15 protein-coding genes and 1 rRNA gene are annotated in these 18,077 nt (G+C 36.9%); 11 read left to right on the top strand and 5 right to left on the bottom strand.

Annotated features, from left to right (window positions below):
- Nucleotides 1-99: 99 nt before the first annotated feature.
- From rrf to A6A10_RS07950, 5 genes are all read left to right on the top strand, one after another.
- Nucleotides 100-215: ribosomal RNA gene (gene rrf, locus A6A10_RS07970) — 5S ribosomal RNA — on the top strand.
- Nucleotides 216-462: 247 nt separating this feature from the next.
- Nucleotides 463-1,968: a sodium/proline symporter PutP gene (gene putP / locus A6A10_RS07965; RefSeq protein ID WP_121122813.1), complete on the top strand. Its 1,506-nt coding sequence runs from the start codon at nucleotides 463-465 to the stop codon at nucleotides 1,966-1,968.
- A gap of 113 nt (nucleotides 1,969-2,081) precedes the next feature.
- A complete protein-coding gene (putA, locus tag A6A10_RS07960) occupies nucleotides 2,082-5,687 on the top strand; it encodes a bifunctional proline dehydrogenase/L-glutamate gamma-semialdehyde dehydrogenase PutA (protein WP_121122811.1) in 3,606 nt (1,201 codons plus the stop codon).
- A 227-nt stretch (nucleotides 5,688-5,914) separates the two neighbouring features.
- Nucleotides 5,915-6,892, top strand: coding sequence for a ribonucleotide-diphosphate reductase subunit beta (locus A6A10_RS07955; RefSeq protein ID WP_121122809.1), 978 nt, complete (start codon nucleotides 5,915-5,917; stop codon nucleotides 6,890-6,892).
- The gene (locus A6A10_RS07950; RefSeq protein WP_121122808.1) at nucleotides 6,879-8,546 is read left to right on the top strand and encodes a ribonucleoside-diphosphate reductase subunit alpha; all 1,668 of its coding nucleotides are present in this window, start codon (nucleotides 6,879-6,881) and stop codon (nucleotides 8,544-8,546) included. Before A6A10_RS07955 ends, A6A10_RS07950 begins: the two co-directional genes overlap by 14 nt.
- A 101-nt stretch (nucleotides 8,547-8,647) precedes the next feature.
- Here A6A10_RS07950 and rlmB read toward each other — a convergent pair whose 3' ends face one another.
- The 4 genes from rlmB to nadR all read right to left on the bottom strand — a co-directional run bounded on the left by rlmB (nucleotide 8,648) and on the right by nadR (nucleotide 13,224).
- A complete protein-coding gene (rlmB, locus tag A6A10_RS07945) occupies nucleotides 8,648-9,391 on the bottom strand; it encodes a 23S rRNA (guanosine(2251)-2'-O)-methyltransferase RlmB (protein ID WP_121122835.1) in 744 nt (247 codons plus the stop codon).
- 84 nt (nucleotides 9,392-9,475) lie between these two features.
- Nucleotides 9,476-11,065, bottom strand: a complete 1,590-nt coding sequence (prfC, locus tag A6A10_RS07940; RefSeq protein WP_121122807.1) for a peptide chain release factor 3 — start codon at nucleotides 11,063-11,065, stop codon at nucleotides 9,476-9,478.
- 204 nt (nucleotides 11,066-11,269) lie between these two features.
- Nucleotides 11,270-11,956, bottom strand: a complete 687-nt coding sequence (locus tag A6A10_RS07935) for a metallophosphoesterase family protein (RefSeq protein WP_121122806.1) — start codon at nucleotides 11,954-11,956, stop codon at nucleotides 11,270-11,272.
- Nucleotides 11,956-13,224: a multifunctional transcriptional regulator/nicotinamide-nucleotide adenylyltransferase/ribosylnicotinamide kinase NadR gene (nadR, locus tag A6A10_RS07930; protein WP_121122804.1), complete on the bottom strand. Its 1,269-nt coding sequence runs from the start codon at nucleotides 13,222-13,224 to the stop codon at nucleotides 11,956-11,958. Before nadR ends, A6A10_RS07935 begins: the two co-directional genes overlap by 1 nt.
- A gap of 184 nt (nucleotides 13,225-13,408) precedes the next feature.
- Here nadR and A6A10_RS07925 point away from each other — a divergent pair, with 184 nt between their 5' ends.
- From A6A10_RS07925 to A6A10_RS07905, 5 genes are all read left to right on the top strand, one after another.
- Nucleotides 13,409-13,678: a YfhL family 4Fe-4S dicluster ferredoxin gene (locus A6A10_RS07925; RefSeq protein ID WP_121122802.1), complete on the top strand. Its 270-nt coding sequence runs from the start codon at nucleotides 13,409-13,411 to the stop codon at nucleotides 13,676-13,678.
- A 342-nt stretch (nucleotides 13,679-14,020) separates the two neighbouring features.
- Nucleotides 14,021-14,533 carry a hypothetical protein gene (locus A6A10_RS07920; protein ID WP_229583601.1) on the top strand — a complete coding sequence of 171 codons (513 nt, stop codon included), beginning with the start codon at nucleotides 14,021-14,023 and terminating at the stop codon, nucleotides 14,531-14,533.
- An 18-nt stretch (nucleotides 14,534-14,551) separates the two neighbouring features.
- Entirely contained in the window at nucleotides 14,552-14,692 is a 141-nt protein-coding gene (locus tag A6A10_RS07915; RefSeq protein WP_154399696.1) for a hypothetical protein, read from the top strand.
- Nucleotides 14,693-14,780: 88 nt separating this feature from the next.
- Entirely contained in the window at nucleotides 14,781-15,299 is a 519-nt protein-coding gene (locus A6A10_RS07910; protein WP_121122800.1) for a hypothetical protein, read from the top strand.
- A gap of 193 nt (nucleotides 15,300-15,492) precedes the next feature.
- Nucleotides 15,493-16,005, top strand: a complete 513-nt coding sequence (locus tag A6A10_RS07905) for a hypothetical protein (RefSeq protein WP_229583600.1) — start codon at nucleotides 15,493-15,495, stop codon at nucleotides 16,003-16,005.
- 316 nt (nucleotides 16,006-16,321) lie between these two features.
- Here A6A10_RS07905 and rph read toward each other — a convergent pair whose 3' ends face one another.
- Nucleotides 16,322-17,038, bottom strand: a complete 717-nt coding sequence (gene rph, locus A6A10_RS07900; protein WP_121122798.1) for a ribonuclease PH — start codon at nucleotides 17,036-17,038, stop codon at nucleotides 16,322-16,324.
- Nucleotides 17,039-17,124: 86 nt separating this feature from the next.
- On the opposite strand from rph, the gene A6A10_RS07895 reads away from it, so the two are divergent.
- Nucleotides 17,125-17,988 (top strand): YicC/YloC family endoribonuclease, encoded by an 864-nt coding sequence (locus A6A10_RS07895; RefSeq protein ID WP_121122796.1) that lies wholly within the window; start codon nucleotides 17,125-17,127, stop codon nucleotides 17,986-17,988.
- Nucleotides 17,989-18,077: the final 89 nt, after the last annotated feature.

Genomic DNA, 18,077 nt, shown 5'->3' with positions numbered 1-18,077 from the left:
AAAGAAGTAAAAGGAAGTCGAACAGAAAGACAGCTTGTTTTAAGATTTTAAAAGAAAGAAAAAAAGACAGAATAAGACGGAAGTCGTCAACAGGATTATCCTGATGGTCATAGTGCAGTGGAACTACCTGAACCCATCCCGAACTCAGAAGTAAAATGCTGTCACGCCGATGGTAGTGTGGTGATTCGCCATGTGAGAGTAGGTCGTCATCAGGGCTTTATTAGGAAAACCGTAGGTTAGAGATAACTTACGGTTTTTTGCTTTTTAGTGTTTGGGAATTTTCTAAAAAAGTGTTGCATACATCTCATTTTTGTTAATTTATTGTAATTTATATATGTTTTTTAAGTTATACTCTTATAGAATGTGTGTAATTAATGGGCTTCTATCAATTTGCAATATCTAATCTTTTGATAATTTCTGTTATATTTACTCCCTTTTTTAATTTAACCAAGAGGAAAAGCCATGTTTGGATTAGATCCAACCACAATAACATTTTTAATCTATATCGTAGGGATGATTTCTATTGGTTTCATTGCTTATCGATTTACTACTAATCTATCGGATTATATTTTAGGCGGACGTCGTTTAGGTAGTTTTGTAACGGGTTTATCAGCTGGAGCATCCGATATGTCGGGTTGGCTGTTAATGGGGTTACCTGGTGCAGTATATGCAGCAGGTTTAGTTGAAGGATGGATTGCTATTGGTTTAACTATTGGTGCTTATTTGAATTGGTTATTCGTTGCTGGTCGGTTAAGAACGCATACAGAATATAATGCCAATTCATTGACATTACCTGAGTATTTTCATCATAGATTTGGTGATAAAACCAAATTACTGAAAATTGTATCCGCTACGATTATTCTTTTCTTTTTTGCTATTTATTGTGCTTCTGGTGTCGTTGCTGGCGCTCGGTTATTTGAGAATTTATTTGATGTTCCTTACTCGACTGCACTTTGGTATGGTGCTTTAGCAACAATTATTTATACCTTTATCGGTGGTTTCTTAGCGGTAAGTTGGACTGATACGATTCAGGCAACCTTAATGTTATTCGCATTATTTTTAACTCCAATCTTTATTTTGATCCAGTTAGGTGGTTTTGAAGAAACTCATACCGTGTTAATGCAAGCAGGTGAAGCTGCTAATAAAGATTTTACTGACTTATTTACAGGGACTACGTTTGTTGGTTTATTAAGCCTTTCAGCTTGGGGCTTGGGTTATTTCGGTCAGCCTCATATCTTAGCGCGTTTTATGGCTGCTGATAGCGCCCGTTCTATCCCTAATGCTCGCCGTATTAGTATGGCTTGGATGATTATTTGTTTATTCGGTTCAGTTGGAATTGGATTCTTTGGACAAGCTTATTTCTTTGCGAATCCAGAACAAGCTGAATTAGTGAATCAAAATCATGAGCAAGTATTTATTGAGTTAGCTAAATTATTATTTAACCCATGGGTTGCTGGGGTTCTGTTATCAGCAATTTTAGCAGCGGTAATGAGTACACTAAGTTGTCAGTTATTGATCTGTTCAAGCGCTATTACTGAAGACTTTTATAAAGGAATGTTGAAACCTAATGCATCAGAAAAAGAGTTAGTTTGGTTAGGACGTATCATGGTATTGGTGATTGCAGTGCTTGCTATTGTATTAGCTCAGGATCCTGACAGTAAAGTACTGGGTCTTGTTTCATACGCTTGGGCTGGTTTTGGTTGTGCATTTGGTCCAGTAGTTATTCTCTCACTATTTTGGAAACGCATGAATGCTGCGGGTGCAATGGCTGGTATGCTAACAGGCGCATTAGTTGTGGTATTTTGGAATACTTTAGTGCCAGATAGTGGTATTTACGAAATGATTCCAGGGTTCATTTTAGCAACGTTAGCGATTTTTGTTGTGTCGTTGGTTACTCCATCACCAAGAAAAGAAATTGTAACTACGTTTGAAAATGCTCAAAAAGCTTATGAGCAAGAAATGAATTAATAAAAAGCAAGCGATTGGTATTTATATCAATCGCTTTTTTTAGTAATAAATAACAAGCGGTAAGATACTCTTATCATTTTGCAGAAGATATTTTTATTCAGAAGGATTTATTTATGTCACTGCTCAACTACCAACTTCTCCCTCCAAATACAACTATCCGTTCACAATTAAGCACTCATTATCGTATAGATGAGCAATTATTAGTTAACTCATTAATTGAGCAAGCTGAAACAGAATCTCTTGCAGGAGAGATTAAAATTTTAGCCAAGAAACTGGTTAGAAAAGTCAGGGAATCTCGTCAAAAAGCAAGTGGTGTGGATGCACTCATGCATGAATTTTCATTATCTAGCCAAGAAGGTATTGCTTTAATGTGTTTAGCAGAAGCCTTATTGCGTATTCCTGATCAAGAAACCGCGGATAAGCTTATTAAAGACAAATTAGCCAAAGGCGATTGGCGTTCTCACGTTGGGCATAGTCCTTCACTGTTTGTGAATGCAGCTGCTTGGGGATTAGTGGTTACGGGTAAACTATTAGATACCCATAGCGAAAGAGGATTATCTTCTGCACTAACTCAGCTACTTGCGAAAGGTGGGGAGCCATTCATTCGTCGAGGTGTTGATGTTGCTATGCGTTTGCTTGGTAAGCAATTCGTAACAGGTGAAAACATTCAGCAAGCGATAAAAAATGGTGAGAAACGTTTTGCGATGGGTTATCGCTATAGCTACGATATGCTTGGTGAAGCGGCTCTAACAGAAGAAGATGCTAAACGATATTATGATGATTATGTTCAATCTATTCATGCCGTTGGGGCAACGTCTAAAGGACTTGGTGTTTATCAGTCGTCAGGTGTTTCTGTAAAATTATCCGCAATTCATTCTCGTTATAGCTTATCACAGCACCAACGTGTGATGGATGAACTTTACCCTCGTTTAAAATCATTATTCTTATTAGCCAAACAATATGATATTGGATTGAATATTGATGCAGAAGAGGCAGATCGCTTAGAACTTTCCTTAGATTTAATGGATAAATTACTTTCCGATCCCGATTTAGCAAGATTTGATGGCATTGGTTTTGTGGTGCAAGCTTACCAAAAACGTTGCCCTTATGTGATTGAGTATCTAATTGAGAAAGCGAGAGAAAATAATCGAAAATTGATGATTCGATTAGTAAAAGGGGCTTATTGGGATACAGAAATTAAACGCGCTCAAACAGACAGCCTTGAAGGTTATCCAGTATTCACACGTAAAGTCCATACTGATTTGAATTACGTAGTTTGTGCTAAAAAATTACTGTCTGCACAAGACGTGATTTATCCTCAATTTGCAACACATAATGCACAAACACTTTCTACTGTTTATCATTTAGCTAAAGGCAAGAAATTTGAATTCCAGTGCTTACACGGTATGGGAGAAACTTTATACGATCAGGTGGTTGGTAAAGATAATTTGAATGTTCAATGCCGAATCTACGCGCCAGTGGGTTCTTATCAAACCTTGCTTGCGTATTTAGTGCGTCGTTTATTAGAAAATGGGGCAAATAGCTCTTTTGTGAATCAAATTGTCGATGAGAATTTAGATATGGAGCAATTAGTCAAAGCTCCAACGATAAAAGCCCTTGAAACAGAGGGAACAATGCACCCTAAAATTCCATTACCGCAACAGCTATTTGGAGAATCACGTTTTAACTCTAAGGGTTATGATTTAACGGATGCAATTTCATTAAAAGATCTTCAAGAGCAATTAAATAATCTTTCACAGCAATACGTAGCTGAATCATTACTTGCCAATGGCAAAACAACCAATAACGAATCTCGTGTAGTCAATAACCCTGCTAATTTAGCCGAAGTGGTTGGGGAAGTTGTAGATGCCTCTTTAGAAGACATTGAACGAGCTTTTGAAGTAGCAGAATCGTTTAAGGCCGAATGGCAAAATACTTCACCAGTTGTACGAGCGGAAGCATTAGAAAAAATGGCAGATTTAATGGAACAGAATATGCCTGTTTTATTCGATCTTGCGGTGAGAGAGGCTGGTAAAACATTAAATAATGCGATTGCAGAAGTAAGAGAAGCGGTCGATTTCTGTCGATATTATGCAAAAGAAGTGAAAGCGAATCCTGAAGGATTTACACAATCACGCGGTATTATTACGACCATTAGTCCGTGGAACTTCCCTCTAGCGATATTTGTGGGTGAAGTGTCTTCAGCATTGGTAACAGGTAATGTCGTATTGGCTAAACCTGCGGAACAAACCAGTTTAATGGCACATTATGCGGTGAGCTTATTCCATCAAGCAGGTATTCCTACTCAAGCACTTCAATGTTTACTTGGAAGCGGTAAAGAGGTTGGGAATAAACTTATTTCCGATCCACGTGTTGATGGTGTGATTTTTACAGGCTCAACGGCAACCGCAAAACATATCAACACTAATTTGCAAAAATCTGATCGGATCTTACCGCTTATTGCTGAAACAGGCGGACAAAATGCAATGATCGTGGACAGTTCTGCTCTAGCGGAACAAGTGGTAGTCGATGTTTTAAATTCTGCATTTGATTCAGCGGGACAACGCTGTTCAGCTTTACGTGTTCTTTATTTACAAGAAGATATTGCCGATCATCTGCTTGAAATGTTGAAGGGGGCAATGGCTGAATTAAAAGTCGGTAAACCACAAGCCCTTGATATTGATGTTGGTCCAGTGATTGATCGTACTGCGCAATCTCGTTTACTTGAGCATATCGAGAAATTTAAAAAGATCGCTAAGTCTTATTATCAAGTACCAATAGAAGACTCAGTTGAGCAAGGTGGGATCTTTGTACCTCCAACATTGTTAGAGATTGATAATATCCGTCAGCTTACACAGGAAGTGTTTGGACCTGTCCTACACGTAGTTCGTTTCAATGCTAAAAACTTATCGCAAGTAATGCAGGATATTAACTCCACTGGCTTTGGTTTAACCAGTGGCTTACATAGCCGTATTGATGAAACGGTTGAAAAATGGTTAGCGACAATCGAGGCTGGCAATTTATATGTGAATCGAAATACTGTCGGTGCGGTTGTAGGGGTTCAACCATTTGGTGGAATGGGACTTTCTGGTACAGGACCTAAAGCAGGTGGACCATTGTACTTGCAACGTTTAGTCAATCGCAAAGAATGGGATTTACAAGATATTGAAGGTGGCGAAAAAGTTGATTTATCGTTACTTACAGAAGGACTTGAGGCAACCTTATCAAATGCTGAACTTGATAATGCAATGACTTTAATGAATCAATTATCAGAAAGATCGCCACTTGGAAAAGTGCTAACTATGCAAGGCATCACGGGTGAAGATAACTTCATGCGTTTAGCCTCTCGCTCAGTTATTGCGATTGGTAATGGCTCGTTAGAAGAGCAAGTTAAAGCATTGATCGCCATTACGGTATCGGGAAGTAAAGCGGTTGTATTAAGTGGTTCGTCTCTTGCTCAACACGTATCTAATTTTGGCAACTTAATTTCCGTGGTCGATGATTTCAATACCCTTTCTGAATTGAGTGTGTTGATCGTACTTAATCCATTATCCGTTGAACAAAAATTACATTTTGCACAACGAGAAGGGGCAATCTTAACTTATGTTGAAAGTTTAGATTTAGCCTTATCACTCTTCCCATTATTACACGAAAAAGCAGTGAGTATTAATACTGCCGCTGCGGGTGGTAATGCAAGTTTAATGAGTGAAATGGATTAATCTATTGAGTTAATAAGCGGTGAGTTTTTATCAGTATTTTGTAAAATATACGGATAAACTTACCGCTTTATAATTAATAATGATTATTATTTACAAAAAATAATCTCTTTATAAATCAAAATGTTCCTACCATCTAATCAGCATCGTAATTTGTCAAGGTCTTGTTCTGCAAAAAAATATAGCTAGAATGATCTCCTTTCATTTTCTAGATAGGGGTTTATTTCCTTATGTCTCGTAATATTTTCGAAAAACGTCTTAACATTAAACCCTATGAATATCCAGAATTACTCGAATTTAAAGATGCGATTCGCCATTCCTATTGGTTGCACACTGAGTTTAATTTCACAGGGGATATTCAGGATTACCGTACGAATATTAATGACCACGAACGTCAGGTCTTAACTCGTACCATGTTAGCCATTTCACAAATTGAAGTGAGCGTTAAACGCTTTTGGGGCGATTTGTATCGCTATTTTCCTAAACCCGAAATTGACGACGTTGGCGGTACTTTTGCGGAAAGTGAAGTACGCCATAAAGATGCCTATTCTTTCTTATTGGAAAAATTAGGCTTAAATGAAATGTTTTCACAAATCACAGAAATTCCTGCGTTGATGAGTCGTATCAACTATATGGAAGATTTTATGCGTGATAAAGATGAAGGCAAAGATCGCTTTGTTCTATCCCTTGTGCTTTTTTCGTTATTTGTGGAACATATTTCACTGTTTGGACAATTCTTAATTATGATGTCCTTTAATAAGCACAAGAATTTATTTAAAGGGATTTCTAATGCCGTTGAAGCAACGTCAAAAGAAGAAGAGATTCACGGGCGTTTTGGGATTACTTTATATGAAATTCTTCGTGAAGAACATTCAGAATTGTTCAATGATGAATTCTACGAAGAATTAAAATTGTTAGCTTCACAAGCATTAGCGGCGGAAAGAAGTATTTTAGATTGGATTTTTGAAGGTGGCGATTTGAGTTTTATTAGTCGTGCAACCGTTGAAAACTACATTATGAGCCGTTACAACAATTCATTAATGGCACTAGGCTTAGAGCCACCTTACAACATTGATCCTGATATGTTGAAAGAAACCGAGTGGTTTGATATTGAAATCTTATCGACAAAAGAAACGGATTTCTTTAACAAACGTAGTACAGATTACAGTAAAAAGATGAAACAGATAACAGCCGATGACTTATTTTAATTCCGACCGACCTGATTTTGCGTGGCTAAATGATGATAGCCGTTTATTTTTACAACGTGGTTACTTACTAGAGGGAACCACAGCCTACGATCGCATTCGTTATATTGCAGATTATGCCGAGAGCAAACTTGGCATTGAAGGCTTTGCCGATAAATTTTATCACTATATGGCGAGAGGGTATTTTTCCCTTTCCTCGCCAATTTGGTCTAATTTTGGCTTAGATCGTGGATTACCGATTTCATGTTTTGGTAGTTATATTGGCGATTCAATTTATGAGATCATGAGAACAGTCGCTGAAGTTGGCATGATGAGCAAGATTGGTGGCGGCACGTCGGCTTACTTTGGTGATATTCGTCCTCGTGGTAGTTTGATTACCAATAATGGAAAATCAGACGGCTCTTTTAATTTCAGTAAATTATTCGATACGACAATTGACGTGATTTCCCAAGGCACTTCTCGAAAAGGGCAGTTTGCGGGCTATATTGATATTGAGCATGGCGATATTGAGGAATGGCTTGATATTCATACGGAAGGTAACCCGATTCAGCTTATGTACTATGGGGTATGCGTAGGGCATGATTGGTTAGAATCCATGAAAGCAGGCGATACCTATAAGCGTCAGCTTTGGGCGAAATTGTTACAACGTAAAACGGAAACAGGTATCCCGTATTTATTCTTTAAGGATAATGCCAACGCAGGACGTCCTGACGTGTATAAAGATAAAAACATGACAGTGCATGCCTCAAATTTATGTACTGAAATTATGTTGCCATCAAATTCAGAAGAGAGCTTTGTGTGTTGTCTTTCTTCCATGAATCTATTGTATTTTGATGAATGGAAAGATACTGACGCACCCGAAGTTTTAACCTATTTCCTTGACGTTGTTATGTCTGAATTTATCGAAAAAAGTGCGGATATGCCATTTTTAGATAGAGCGAATCGCTTTGCTCGCAGACACAGAGCATTAGGTTTAGGCGTACTTGGTTGGCATAGCTATCTTCAAGCTAATCATATTGCCTTTGATAGTTATGAAGCAATGCAGAAAAATAATCTTATCTTTCAAACATTGCGTGACAAAACATTAAAAGCCTCACAAGAGCTTGCTCAACGTTTTGGCGAGCCTGAGATTTTAAAAGGCTATGGTCGTCGTAATACAACTTTAATGAGTATTGCACCAACGAAATCCAGTAGCTTTATTTTAGGTAGTGTTTCTCCGTCTGTTGAGCCATTTAGATCGAATTACTATGTTAAAGATTTGGCGAAAATTAAGACGGTTTACAAAAATCCATTCTTAGAAAAACTGTTGCAAGAGAAAGGGTTAGATAAAGAGGAAATTTGGGAAAGTATTTTATTGAATGATGGTTCTGTGCAACATTTAGAACAGCTTTCTGAACACGATAAAGAAGTGTTTAAAACCTTCTCAGAAATTAGCCAATTAAGTGTGATTCAGCAAGTGGCACAACGTCAGCAATATATTGACCAAGGACAGAGCATTAATATTATGGTTCACCCAGCCACCCCTGCTCGTGACTTAAATCAATTATATTTAACAGCAGAAGAGCTTGGCTTAAAATCGATCTACTATCAATATTCAATGAGTGCGGCTCAAGTGTTTAACCGCAACTTGTTAAATTGTAGTAGTTGTGAGGGGTAGATAGGTTTTTCTATTACTATAAATCTTAAACTTAAGCGGTCAGATAATTACAAAAAATTGTAAAAATCTGACCGCTTGCTTATATGGGGAAATAAAGATAATTATTGAGTGTGAGCCAAATTTTGACGAACGATTTCAAATAAGCATACGCCTGTGGCAACAGAGACATTCAATGATGAAACTGAGCCAGCCATTGGGATGCTAACCAGTTGATCGCAATGTTCACGAGTTAAACGACGCATTCCATCCCCTTCTGCTCCCATCACTAATGCGATTGGTCCTGTGAGTTTAGCTTGGTAGATATTTTCAGTCGCTTCACCTGCTGTACCCACAATCCAAATATTATGCTCTTGTAGTTCTCGCATTGTACGAGCCAAGTTGGTAACACGAATCAAAGGTACGACTTCCGCTGCACCACAAGCCACTTTACGAGCGATAGAGGTAAGCTGTGCTGATTTATCTTTTGGTACAATGACTGCATCCACTCCAGCCGCATCTGCTGTACGCAAACACGCTCCAAGATTATGCGGATCGGTGACACCATCTAAGATCAATAAAAGTGGATTTTGTTTAGTCGCTAAGATCTGATCGAGATCCTGTTCATTTAATTCTTTGGCTGGCAATACACGAGCAATAATGCCTTGATGCACTTCGCCTTTCGCTTTGTTATCTAGCGTTTGGCGGTTTACTTGTTGAATACCAATGCCTAAACGTTGTAAAGCGTTGAGTAGTGGGGTTAAGCGTTTGTCTTCACGCCCTTTTAATACAAACACCTCAATTAATCGTTCTGGTGCGTTGTCTAAAAAGGCTTTAACGGCATGAATACCGTAAATTTGTTCACTCATTTTTTGTCCTAAAGTATGTGACAAGCGGTGAGATTGTGGCAATTTTTTGCAAAAAAATCCCATAAACTGACCGCTTGCTTGAGATTAGTGTTCTCGTGTTTTGAAGAAAGTTACGTCAGGGTAACGTTCTTGAGCGAGGTTGAGATTAACCGTTGTTGGAGCAATATAAGTTAAATTATCTCCACCATCTAAGGCTAAGTTTTGCTCATTCTTACGTTTAAATTCTTCAAATTTTTTCGCATCTGTACATTCAACCCAACGTGCTGTGGCAACGTTTACGGTTTCATAAATCGCCTCCACGTTATATTCGGTTTTTAAGCGAGCAACAACCACATCAAACTGTAACACACCGACCGCACCAACAATCAAATCATTATTGTGTAGTGGACGGAATACTTGCACTGCGCCTTCTTCTGAAAGCTGAACTAAGCCTTTAAGTAATTGCTTTTGTTTAAGTGGATCACGTAAACGAATACGGCGGAATAATTCAGGGGCGAAGTTTGGAATCCCTGTAAATTTAAAGTTTTCGCCTTGGGTGAAAGTATCACCAATTTGAATCGTGCCGTGATTATGTAAACCGATAATATCGCCCGCATAAGCCTCTTCAGCGTGCGCTCGGTCCCCTGCCATAAAGGTTAAGGCATCGGAAATTACCACGTCTTTACCAATGCGTACGTGTTTTAATTTCATGCCTTTTTCGTATTTACCTGAAACTACTCGCATAAATGCCACACGGTCGCGGTGTTTTGGATCCATATTGGCTTGAATTTTAAACACAAATCCGCTGAATTTTTCTTCACTGGCTTGGACTTCACGTTGATCCGTTTGACGAGATTGTGGTGTCGGCGCCCATTCAGTTAATCCATCTAAGAAATGATCGACCCCAAAGTTACCTAATGCAGTACCGAAAAAGACGGGAGTTAATTCACCATTTAAGAAAGCTTCTAAATCAAACTCGTGGCTTGCTCCTTGCACTAATTCTAATTCTTCACGCAATTGTAAGGCTAGGTCTTCACCGACGGCACCGTCTAATTCTGGATTATCCAAGCCTTTAATAATGCGAATATCTTGGATGGTATGACCTTGTCCTGTTTGATAGAGGTAGGTTTCATCTTTGGTTAAGTGATACACGCCTTTAAATAATTTCCCACAACCGATAGGCCAAGTGATAGGCGCGCAATTAATTTTTAGCACGCTCTCTACTTCATCAAGTAACTCCATTGGATCACGAATATCACGGTCGAGTTTATTCATAAAAGTAAGAATTGGCGTATCACGCAAGCGTGTGACTTCCATTAATTTAATGGTACGTTCCTCAACCCCTTTGGCTGAGTCAATCACCATTAAACAGCTATCGACCGCTGTTAGTGTGCGGTAAGTATCTTCCGAGAAGTCTTCATGCCCTGGAGTATCAAGTAAATTGACTAAGCAATCGTTATAAGGGAATTGCATTACAGAGGTGGTAATTGAGATCCCACGTTGCTTTTCCATTTCCATCCAGTCTGATTTAGCGTGTTGTGCCGAGCCTTTACCTTTAACAGAACCTGCTTTTTGAATCGCATTTCCGTAAAGTAACACTTTTTCAGTAATGGTGGTTTTACCCGCATCAGGGTGAGAAATAATCGCAAAAGTTCTTCGTTTATTAACTTGTTGTGGATAATCGTTCAATGACATTGATTTTCTCTATATAGAATTGATTTTTCATAAAGGGTTATTTTCCCTGATCTTGAAGGGTATAACAACCACTAGGCAAAATTTATATCTGTTTTTTGCAAAATTTAGTGAGGAAGTGACCGCTTGTTTGTGTTTTATGTCAGGTGGTTTTACAAAAAAGAGAGTGATTAATTCACTCTCTTTTATTGGCGGAATTCGCGGGTATTAGTCTCTATCATCAACACCACGTAATAAATAATTTCCGTCGAGATCAGCAATGCTTCTAAAGCCTACGTTGTAAATATCGCAAGCTTTATTACGATTGATAGGTTTGTAATCGAAGTTATCGTGATGATGTCCGTGAAAGATTTTTCGTACACCCATTTTGCGTGCTAATTGATTAAGTACCGCAAAACCTTGAGGATGAGGTCTTGGAGCCTCATGGGAGATCAGCACATCAGCTTTTTGAGTTTCTAACGCTTCTACATCTGATGGAAAAATCGAAGTGCGATGACGTAAAGGCACGCCTCCTCTCCATATTTTCTCTTGTGGAGAGTATTGGCAAAAATGAATAGGGTCAAAAAACATGGGACGATGGGGAGGCATCCAGATATGCCCTCGGAATACACCGCCCAGTCCAGCAATGCGGGTACCTTGAATTTCTACCACTCTTCCATGCAGATTGCGAGACTTCCACTCAGTACCCCATAAAGCATCAAATGCGGCTACGGTTTTACTGTCATGATTGCCATGAATAAACCATAGATCACAATATTGGGCCAACTTATCTAACTCATCTGTTGTAGTTAGCTGTAAATCCCCTAAAATAATGAGCGACACATTTTCTTGCTCTTGAACAAAAGGGTAAAGGTGGGAATAATTTCCGTGAGGATCGCCCGCAAAAAGTATCATTAGTCTTTCTCTTTTTCTGCTTGTAATGTAAGTGGAATATCTTCTTCATTTAGAATGGCTTCAACGATTTCTTTCGTTTGATTATAACGATCTAAATAGCTTGGCGATTCAATTTCAATATAAGGTACATTATACTTATCTAAAAGTTTTTTGAGTAGTTGCTGGAATCGTTGGCGTTGTTTTGCTGAGCCTAAACTGCGTAAGCCATCATCAACCCATTTAGTATTATTAGACAGTAAGATCGTGACATCAAACGGATATTCTTTGATCATTGAATCTAAGAATGGGTGTGCTTTTCCTTCGTACTGAATACAAAAGGCTTGAGTGGTAATGTAATCCGTATCAATAATTGCCACTTTATCAGCGTGTTTCATGGCATAATCAATATAGCGTTGATGCCCCAATGCTATTTTTGGATAATCCGAATATTGCATGGCTTGTTCATCACCGCCTAATTGTTCGAAAACGTATTCACGACCATATTCCCAAGCCGAAGTAGTATTAAAAACGTTTGCGAGTTTACTCACTAGCACGCTTTTACCACTGCTTTCTCCCCCCAAAATAGCAATGGTTTTAACGAAGAAAGGGCGAACTTCTTTAGGAATAAACTTCCAATATTGGAAAGGATGACTCCGAATTTTAGTCGCAGAAACATTAAATGATTGGCGAGCAGGATCCACTAGATGAACTTTTAAATTCAGGTATTTTTCGTAAGGTTCTTTATCTTGAACTTCGCTACTAAATACCACACTTGGTTGAATACCTTTGTCCGCAAATAATTCTTTCACTCGATTTGCCCAAGCTTCCCAACCATTTGGATAACTCGGCACACCATCTTCAACTAATTGATGAATGAAAATTTGTTTTTTCTGATATTTGAAAATTTGTTGCATCCAACGTAAACGATCTTCGTTGGTTGGCATATGCTTCATTTTACTTTCTTTGAATAAGCGAATATCACGTTCAGTATCGGTACCTACAACAACATGTAGAATATCAACCTTACTGAATGCCTCATAGATAATGTTGATATGGCCAGTATGAACAGGATAGAACTTACCAAAAATCACACCAACACGTTGATTGGGATTTTCAACAATATTCAATGCATCATGGAGTGCTTGTAATTTGGCAGCACTTGGATTCTTAATCTTACCAGTAACAAGTTGGTTAAAATAAGCTCTTGTGACATTAGCTTGTGCACAAATATCATTAACTTTCAGTTTAAGTTGTTTACGTTTTTGTTGAAGATAAGCGAAATCAGTCATGAATAATCCCTCAAAATTAAGCTAGGAATGATAGGGCAAATTGTCCTTTTTGTCATTTTTTTATCAAAAAAATGTATAGTCAAGCGGTCAGTTTTAATGGTTTTTTTGCAAAAAAATGTATAAAGCCTTTCTACTTTTCGCTGAATCGGTATAATCAGCGACCTTCAATGGAGAGCAAAATTTTATGGCATTATTAATAACTCACAAATGTACAAATTGTGATATGTGTGAACCCGAGTGTCCGAATCAGGCAATCTCAATGGGGGATGATATCTATGTGATCGATCCCGATCTCTGTACGGAATGTGTGGGGCATTATGAAATTCCAACTTGTCAGAAGGTTTGTCCCATCAATAATTGTATTATTACCGATCCTGAACATGTTGAAACCAATGATCAACTTTGGGAAAAATTTGTATTGATTCATCATGCAGATGAATTGGAAGAGGCTTAAAGATTTAAGCATTCATCAAGCGGTCAGTTTATTGGGATTTTTTGCAAATTATTTCTTGGAACTGATCTAACCCCAACAAGTTAAATTGCGATTTTAAGGATTGTGTTTGATATTGTATCGGACTCAATCCTTTTCCTTAAATCCCTGTTTATAAAAAATCAGTAACCGCTCACAAATTTAACATTGAGTTGTTTTTTATATCTACTCACTGTGTTATAAGCATATTTCCTTTATCCAATTATTCCTAGAAAGCCCATAATGAAGTGTAGTGAGATAATGCGTAATTTTTTTATTAGATTAAATCAGCATATTGGCAAGCATCCTTGTTGTTACGTGCTTCTAATGTTTCCACTTTCCTTATTTCTCTATCTTCACGATATATTTCTTGCTGAAATTATCACACCTTTCCGTTGTGAAATGTGGGAAGGTAAAGAAGTAGAAGTTTTTTTAACGCCTGAAGAGTGGAGAAAACTATCGGGCGTTAATGAATCATTAAAAGATACTGAGTGGGTGTATTATCCTACTATTGAAGGTCAACCAGAAAAAGATCCTTTTTTTATAAAAAATCAAGGTTTATATCAACCAGTGATGTATTTTAATGGAAATAAGCATTATTTAAGTTCAGTGAATAATAAGTATCCTTATTTAAATTCGTATTCATATATAAATCCAACAACGATATTTGGTCATGATACCTATGTACTATACGATAATAAGCTTAAGAAGGCAGTGTTTCAGTATCATTCTATTGCTGGATATTACACAGATCCTCTTTCTGGGTTAGCGGACAATTTTGCATGTAATGAAAATTATTTCTCAGATTTTTATAAACTACAACAAAATTATCTACATTAAATTAAAAAGGAAAGTAATATGTCTAATGATAATATGGCTTTATTAGCTAGTGCTTCATATGCTGATTTTAAGGATATAAAAAATACTAAAAGTATTCAGGATGCACTAAAAAATGAAAAAATGTTCGCTACTCAAGCTACAAAATTTACAGATACTTAGGCGATTCTAGCTCATCAACCAAATACAGAAAGAGGCTATTCAGGGACTATTGTTAAAAATAAATATTTTATATGGGGAGTGTTAGAGTATGAAAAAAAAGATTCTTGCCATATTTTTAATTATTATTGCGATTATATTTACCTATACCTATCCTTATTCATATTGGCTTAGTGAATATGCTGCTAGAACAGTGATTGCTGTATTTGAAGAAATAACATTTCCAGCTAAAAGAGTAAAGATTTTGAGTGACAATGGTTTTAATATTAAAGAAGAAATATGTATCCCTTATAAAAGTTTTTTTGGTGAATATGCAATTGACATTGATCTAAAAGATAAATCACTAAAACCATTTGAGACAAAAAGTGTTTTATTAAATAATTTTGATTTTTATATATCTATATATAATGATAAAAATCAATTATTATTTTATAACACCCCTCAAGAAATCCTAGATAAGTCTAGAGAAAGATATAATTCTGTTATATTAAATAAATATACTTTTCCTAAATCAGGGTGTTATAAGATTAATGTAAAAGGTACAGATATAAATAATGGCAAATATAAATATTTATATTTGCATATTTTTATAGCTCATGTTTTTCCTTAAACTAAGATAACCGTAGGTGATTATTATGAAAAAATATACTTTAGAAATTAATTTAGGCATTGTGTTATAAGCATATTTCCTTTATCCAATCATTCCTAGAAAATCCATAATGAAGTGTAGTGAGATAATGCGTAATTTTTTTAGTAGATTAAATCAGCATATTGGCAAGCATCCTTGTTGTTACGTGCTTCTAATGTTTCCACTTTCCTTATTTCTCTATCTTCACGATATATTTCTTGCTAAAATTATCACTCCTTTCCGTTGTGAAATGTGGGAAGGTAAAGAAGTAGAAGTTTTTTTAACGCCTGAAGAGTGGAGAAAGCTATCGGGTGTTAATGAATCATTAAAAGATACTGAGTGGGTGTATTATCCTACTATTGAAGGTCAACCAGAAAAAGATCCTTTTTTTATAAAAAATCAAGGATTATATCAACCAGTGATGTATTTTAATGGAAATAAGCATTATTTAATTTCAGTGAATAATAAGTATCCTTATTTAAATTCGTATTCATATATAAATCCAACAACGATATTTGGTCATAATACCTATGTACTATACGATAATAAGCTTAAGAAGGAAGTGTTTCAGTATCATTCTATTGCTGGATATTACACAAATCCCCTTTCTGGATTAGCGGACAATTTTGCATGTAATGAAAATTATTTCTCAGATTTTGATAAACTACTACAAAATTATCTACATTAAATTAAAGAGGAAAGTAATATGTCTAATGATAATATGGCTTTATTAGCTGTTGCTTAATATTCTGATTTTAGGAATATAAAAAATACTCAAAGTATTAAGAATGCACTAAAAAACGAAAATATATCCCCTATTGAAGCTACAAAATTTACAGATACTTATGAGATTCTAGCTCAAGGCGTATGCTTATTTGAAATCGTTCGTCAAAATTTGGCTCAAACTCAATAATTATCTTTATTTCATACATAAGCAAGCGGTTAGATTTTGACAATTTTTTGTAATTATCTAACCGCTTGTTAATTTATCTGTTTGACTAAAATTATTCAGACAACGCCTTACGTTGTGCTTCAACTAATTGTTGAATACCTTGTCCTGCTAAATCAAGCAAGGTTAATAATTCAGAATGGCTAAATGGTTCTCCTTCTGCTGTGCCTTGAACTTCCACTAAGCGACCATCTTCAACCATTACCACATTCATATCGGTTTCTGCGTTTGAATCTTCGATATATTCCAAATCACATACAGCCTCACCATCTACGATACCGACTGAAATCGCAGCCACTAAGCCTTTAAGTGGATTTTGTTTTAGCACGCCATCTGCCATTAATTTATTAATGGCATCGTGTAGTGCGACACAAGCCCCTGTAATTGATGCGGTACGAGTACCACCATCTGCTTGGATAACGTCACAATCGACAGTAATTGTACGCTCGCCTAATGCTTTCAAATCAACAATGGCACGCAATGAACGAGCAATAAGACGTTGGATTTCCATCGTTCTTCCACCTTGTTTACCTTTTGCTGCTTCACGTTGTGTTCTAGAGTGAGTGGCTCTTGGGAGCATGCCATATTCCGCAGTAACCCAACCTTGTTGCTGACCTTTTAAAAAACGTGGGACATTTTCTTCAACGGTTGCATTACATAAAACTTTGGTTTCGCCAAACTCAATTAAAACAGAGCCTTCTGCATAGCGAGTGTAATTACGGGTGATAGTAACAGGGCGAGTTTGATTGATTGGGCGGTTATTTGGACGCATATTTCTTCCTTTTTCGTAAAAATTTCCCCTATTTTATCAGAATAACCAGTACAATATGCCAAATTTCGTTAAATAGAGAGAATATCATGATTTATAGTATGACGGCTTTTGCCCACTTAGAGCTTAAAAAAGAATGGGGAAATGCAGTATGGGAACTTCGTTCCGTTAATCAACGTTTTTTAGAAACCTATTTCCGCTTACCTGAAGCATTTCGCCATTTAGAAGTGGGATTGCGTGAAAAACTTCGAGCTTCTTTAACGAGAGGTAAAGTGGAGTGTAGTTTACGTATTGAATTGAGCAATACGCAAAATAATAGCTTGGCACTTAATCAAGATTACGCACAGCAAGTGATTAAATCTCTGCAATGGTTAAAAGAAACCGCTAACGAAGGCGAGATTAATCTGGTTGATGTGTTACGTTTCCCCGGTGTTGTGGATACGCAAAATCAAGATTTAGACCAAATCAGTCAAGATTTAATGGCGGGCTTTGACCAGATCGTACAAGATTTTATTGCTATGCGAGGACGTGAAGGGGAAAACTTGCAAAACTTAATTCAACAACGTTTAGATGCAATAGCCGTTGAAGCAAGTAAAGTGCAAGATCAAATGCCTGAAATTTTACAGTGGCAGAAAGATCGTTTACAGCAACGTTTTGATGAGTTGAATTTACAAATTGATCCGCAACGTTTAGAACAAGAAATGGTGTTATTGGCACAGCGTGTCGATGTGGCGGAAGAACTTGATCGCCTACAACTTCACGTAAAAGAAACGACTTCAATTTTAAATAAAGGTGGCCCAGTAGGGCGTAAATTAGACTTTATGATGCAAGAGCTAAACCGAGAAGCAAATACTTTAGCATCTAAATCAATCAATGCAGAAGTGACGAATTCAGCGGTAGAATTAAAGGTCTTAATTGAACAGATGCGTGAGCAGATTCAGAATTTAGAGTGATTTTTCTTATGCTTTTTAGTTATAAGAGAGTGGTATAGGTTATTTTACCTGAGGTAAATCGTTTCTATAATGTATTGGTTTTTAAACAA

This window comes from Otariodibacter oris (genome assembly GCF_009684715.1).
GTDB lineage: Bacteria > Pseudomonadota > Gammaproteobacteria > Enterobacterales > Pasteurellaceae > Otariodibacter > Otariodibacter oris.
Note: the sequence above shows the minus strand (reverse complement) of the source record. Positions and strands in the feature narration are given on the sequence as shown.

Bases quoted from the DNA above. Each gene is read 5' to 3' on its own strand.
- A6A10_RS07955 (WP_121122809.1), top strand. From the start codon at position 5,915: ATGTCTCGTAATATTTTCGAAAAACGTCTTAACATTAAACCCTATGAA.
- A6A10_RS07925 (WP_121122802.1), top strand. From the start codon at position 13,409: ATGGCATTATTAATAACTCACAAATGTACAAATTGTGATATGTGTGAA.
- A6A10_RS07920 (WP_229583601.1), top strand. From the start codon at position 14,021: ATGTTTCCACTTTCCTTATTTCTCTATCTTCACGATATATTTCTTGCT.
- putP (WP_121122813.1), top strand. From the start codon at position 463: ATGTTTGGATTAGATCCAACCACAATAACATTTTTAATCTATATCGTA.
- A6A10_RS07895 (WP_121122796.1), top strand. From the start codon at position 17,125: ATGATTTATAGTATGACGGCTTTTGCCCACTTAGAGCTTAAAAAAGAA.
- A6A10_RS07950 (WP_121122808.1), top strand. From the start codon at position 6,879: ATGACTTATTTTAATTCCGACCGACCTGATTTTGCGTGGCTAAATGAT.
- prfC (WP_121122807.1), bottom strand. From the start codon at position 11,065: ATGTCATTGAACGATTATCCACAACAAGTTAATAAACGAAGAACTTTT.
- A6A10_RS07905 (WP_229583600.1), top strand. From the start codon at position 15,493: ATGTTTCCACTTTCCTTATTTCTCTATCTTCACGATATATTTCTTGCT.
- rph (WP_121122798.1), bottom strand. From the start codon at position 17,038: ATGCGTCCAAATAACCGCCCAATCAATCAAACTCGCCCTGTTACTATC.
- A6A10_RS07935 (WP_121122806.1), bottom strand. From the start codon at position 11,956: ATGATACTTTTTGCGGGCGATCCTCACGGAAATTATTCCCACCTTTAC.
- A6A10_RS07910 (WP_121122800.1), top strand. From the start codon at position 14,781: ATGAAAAAAAAGATTCTTGCCATATTTTTAATTATTATTGCGATTATA.
- A6A10_RS07915 (WP_154399696.1), top strand. From the start codon at position 14,552: ATGTCTAATGATAATATGGCTTTATTAGCTAGTGCTTCATATGCTGAT.
- nadR (WP_121122804.1), bottom strand. From the start codon at position 13,224: ATGACTGATTTCGCTTATCTTCAACAAAAACGTAAACAACTTAAACTG.
- rlmB (WP_121122835.1), bottom strand. From the start codon at position 9,391: ATGAGTGAACAAATTTACGGTATTCATGCCGTTAAAGCCTTTTTAGAC.
- putA (WP_121122811.1), top strand. From the start codon at position 2,082: ATGTCACTGCTCAACTACCAACTTCTCCCTCCAAATACAACTATCCGT.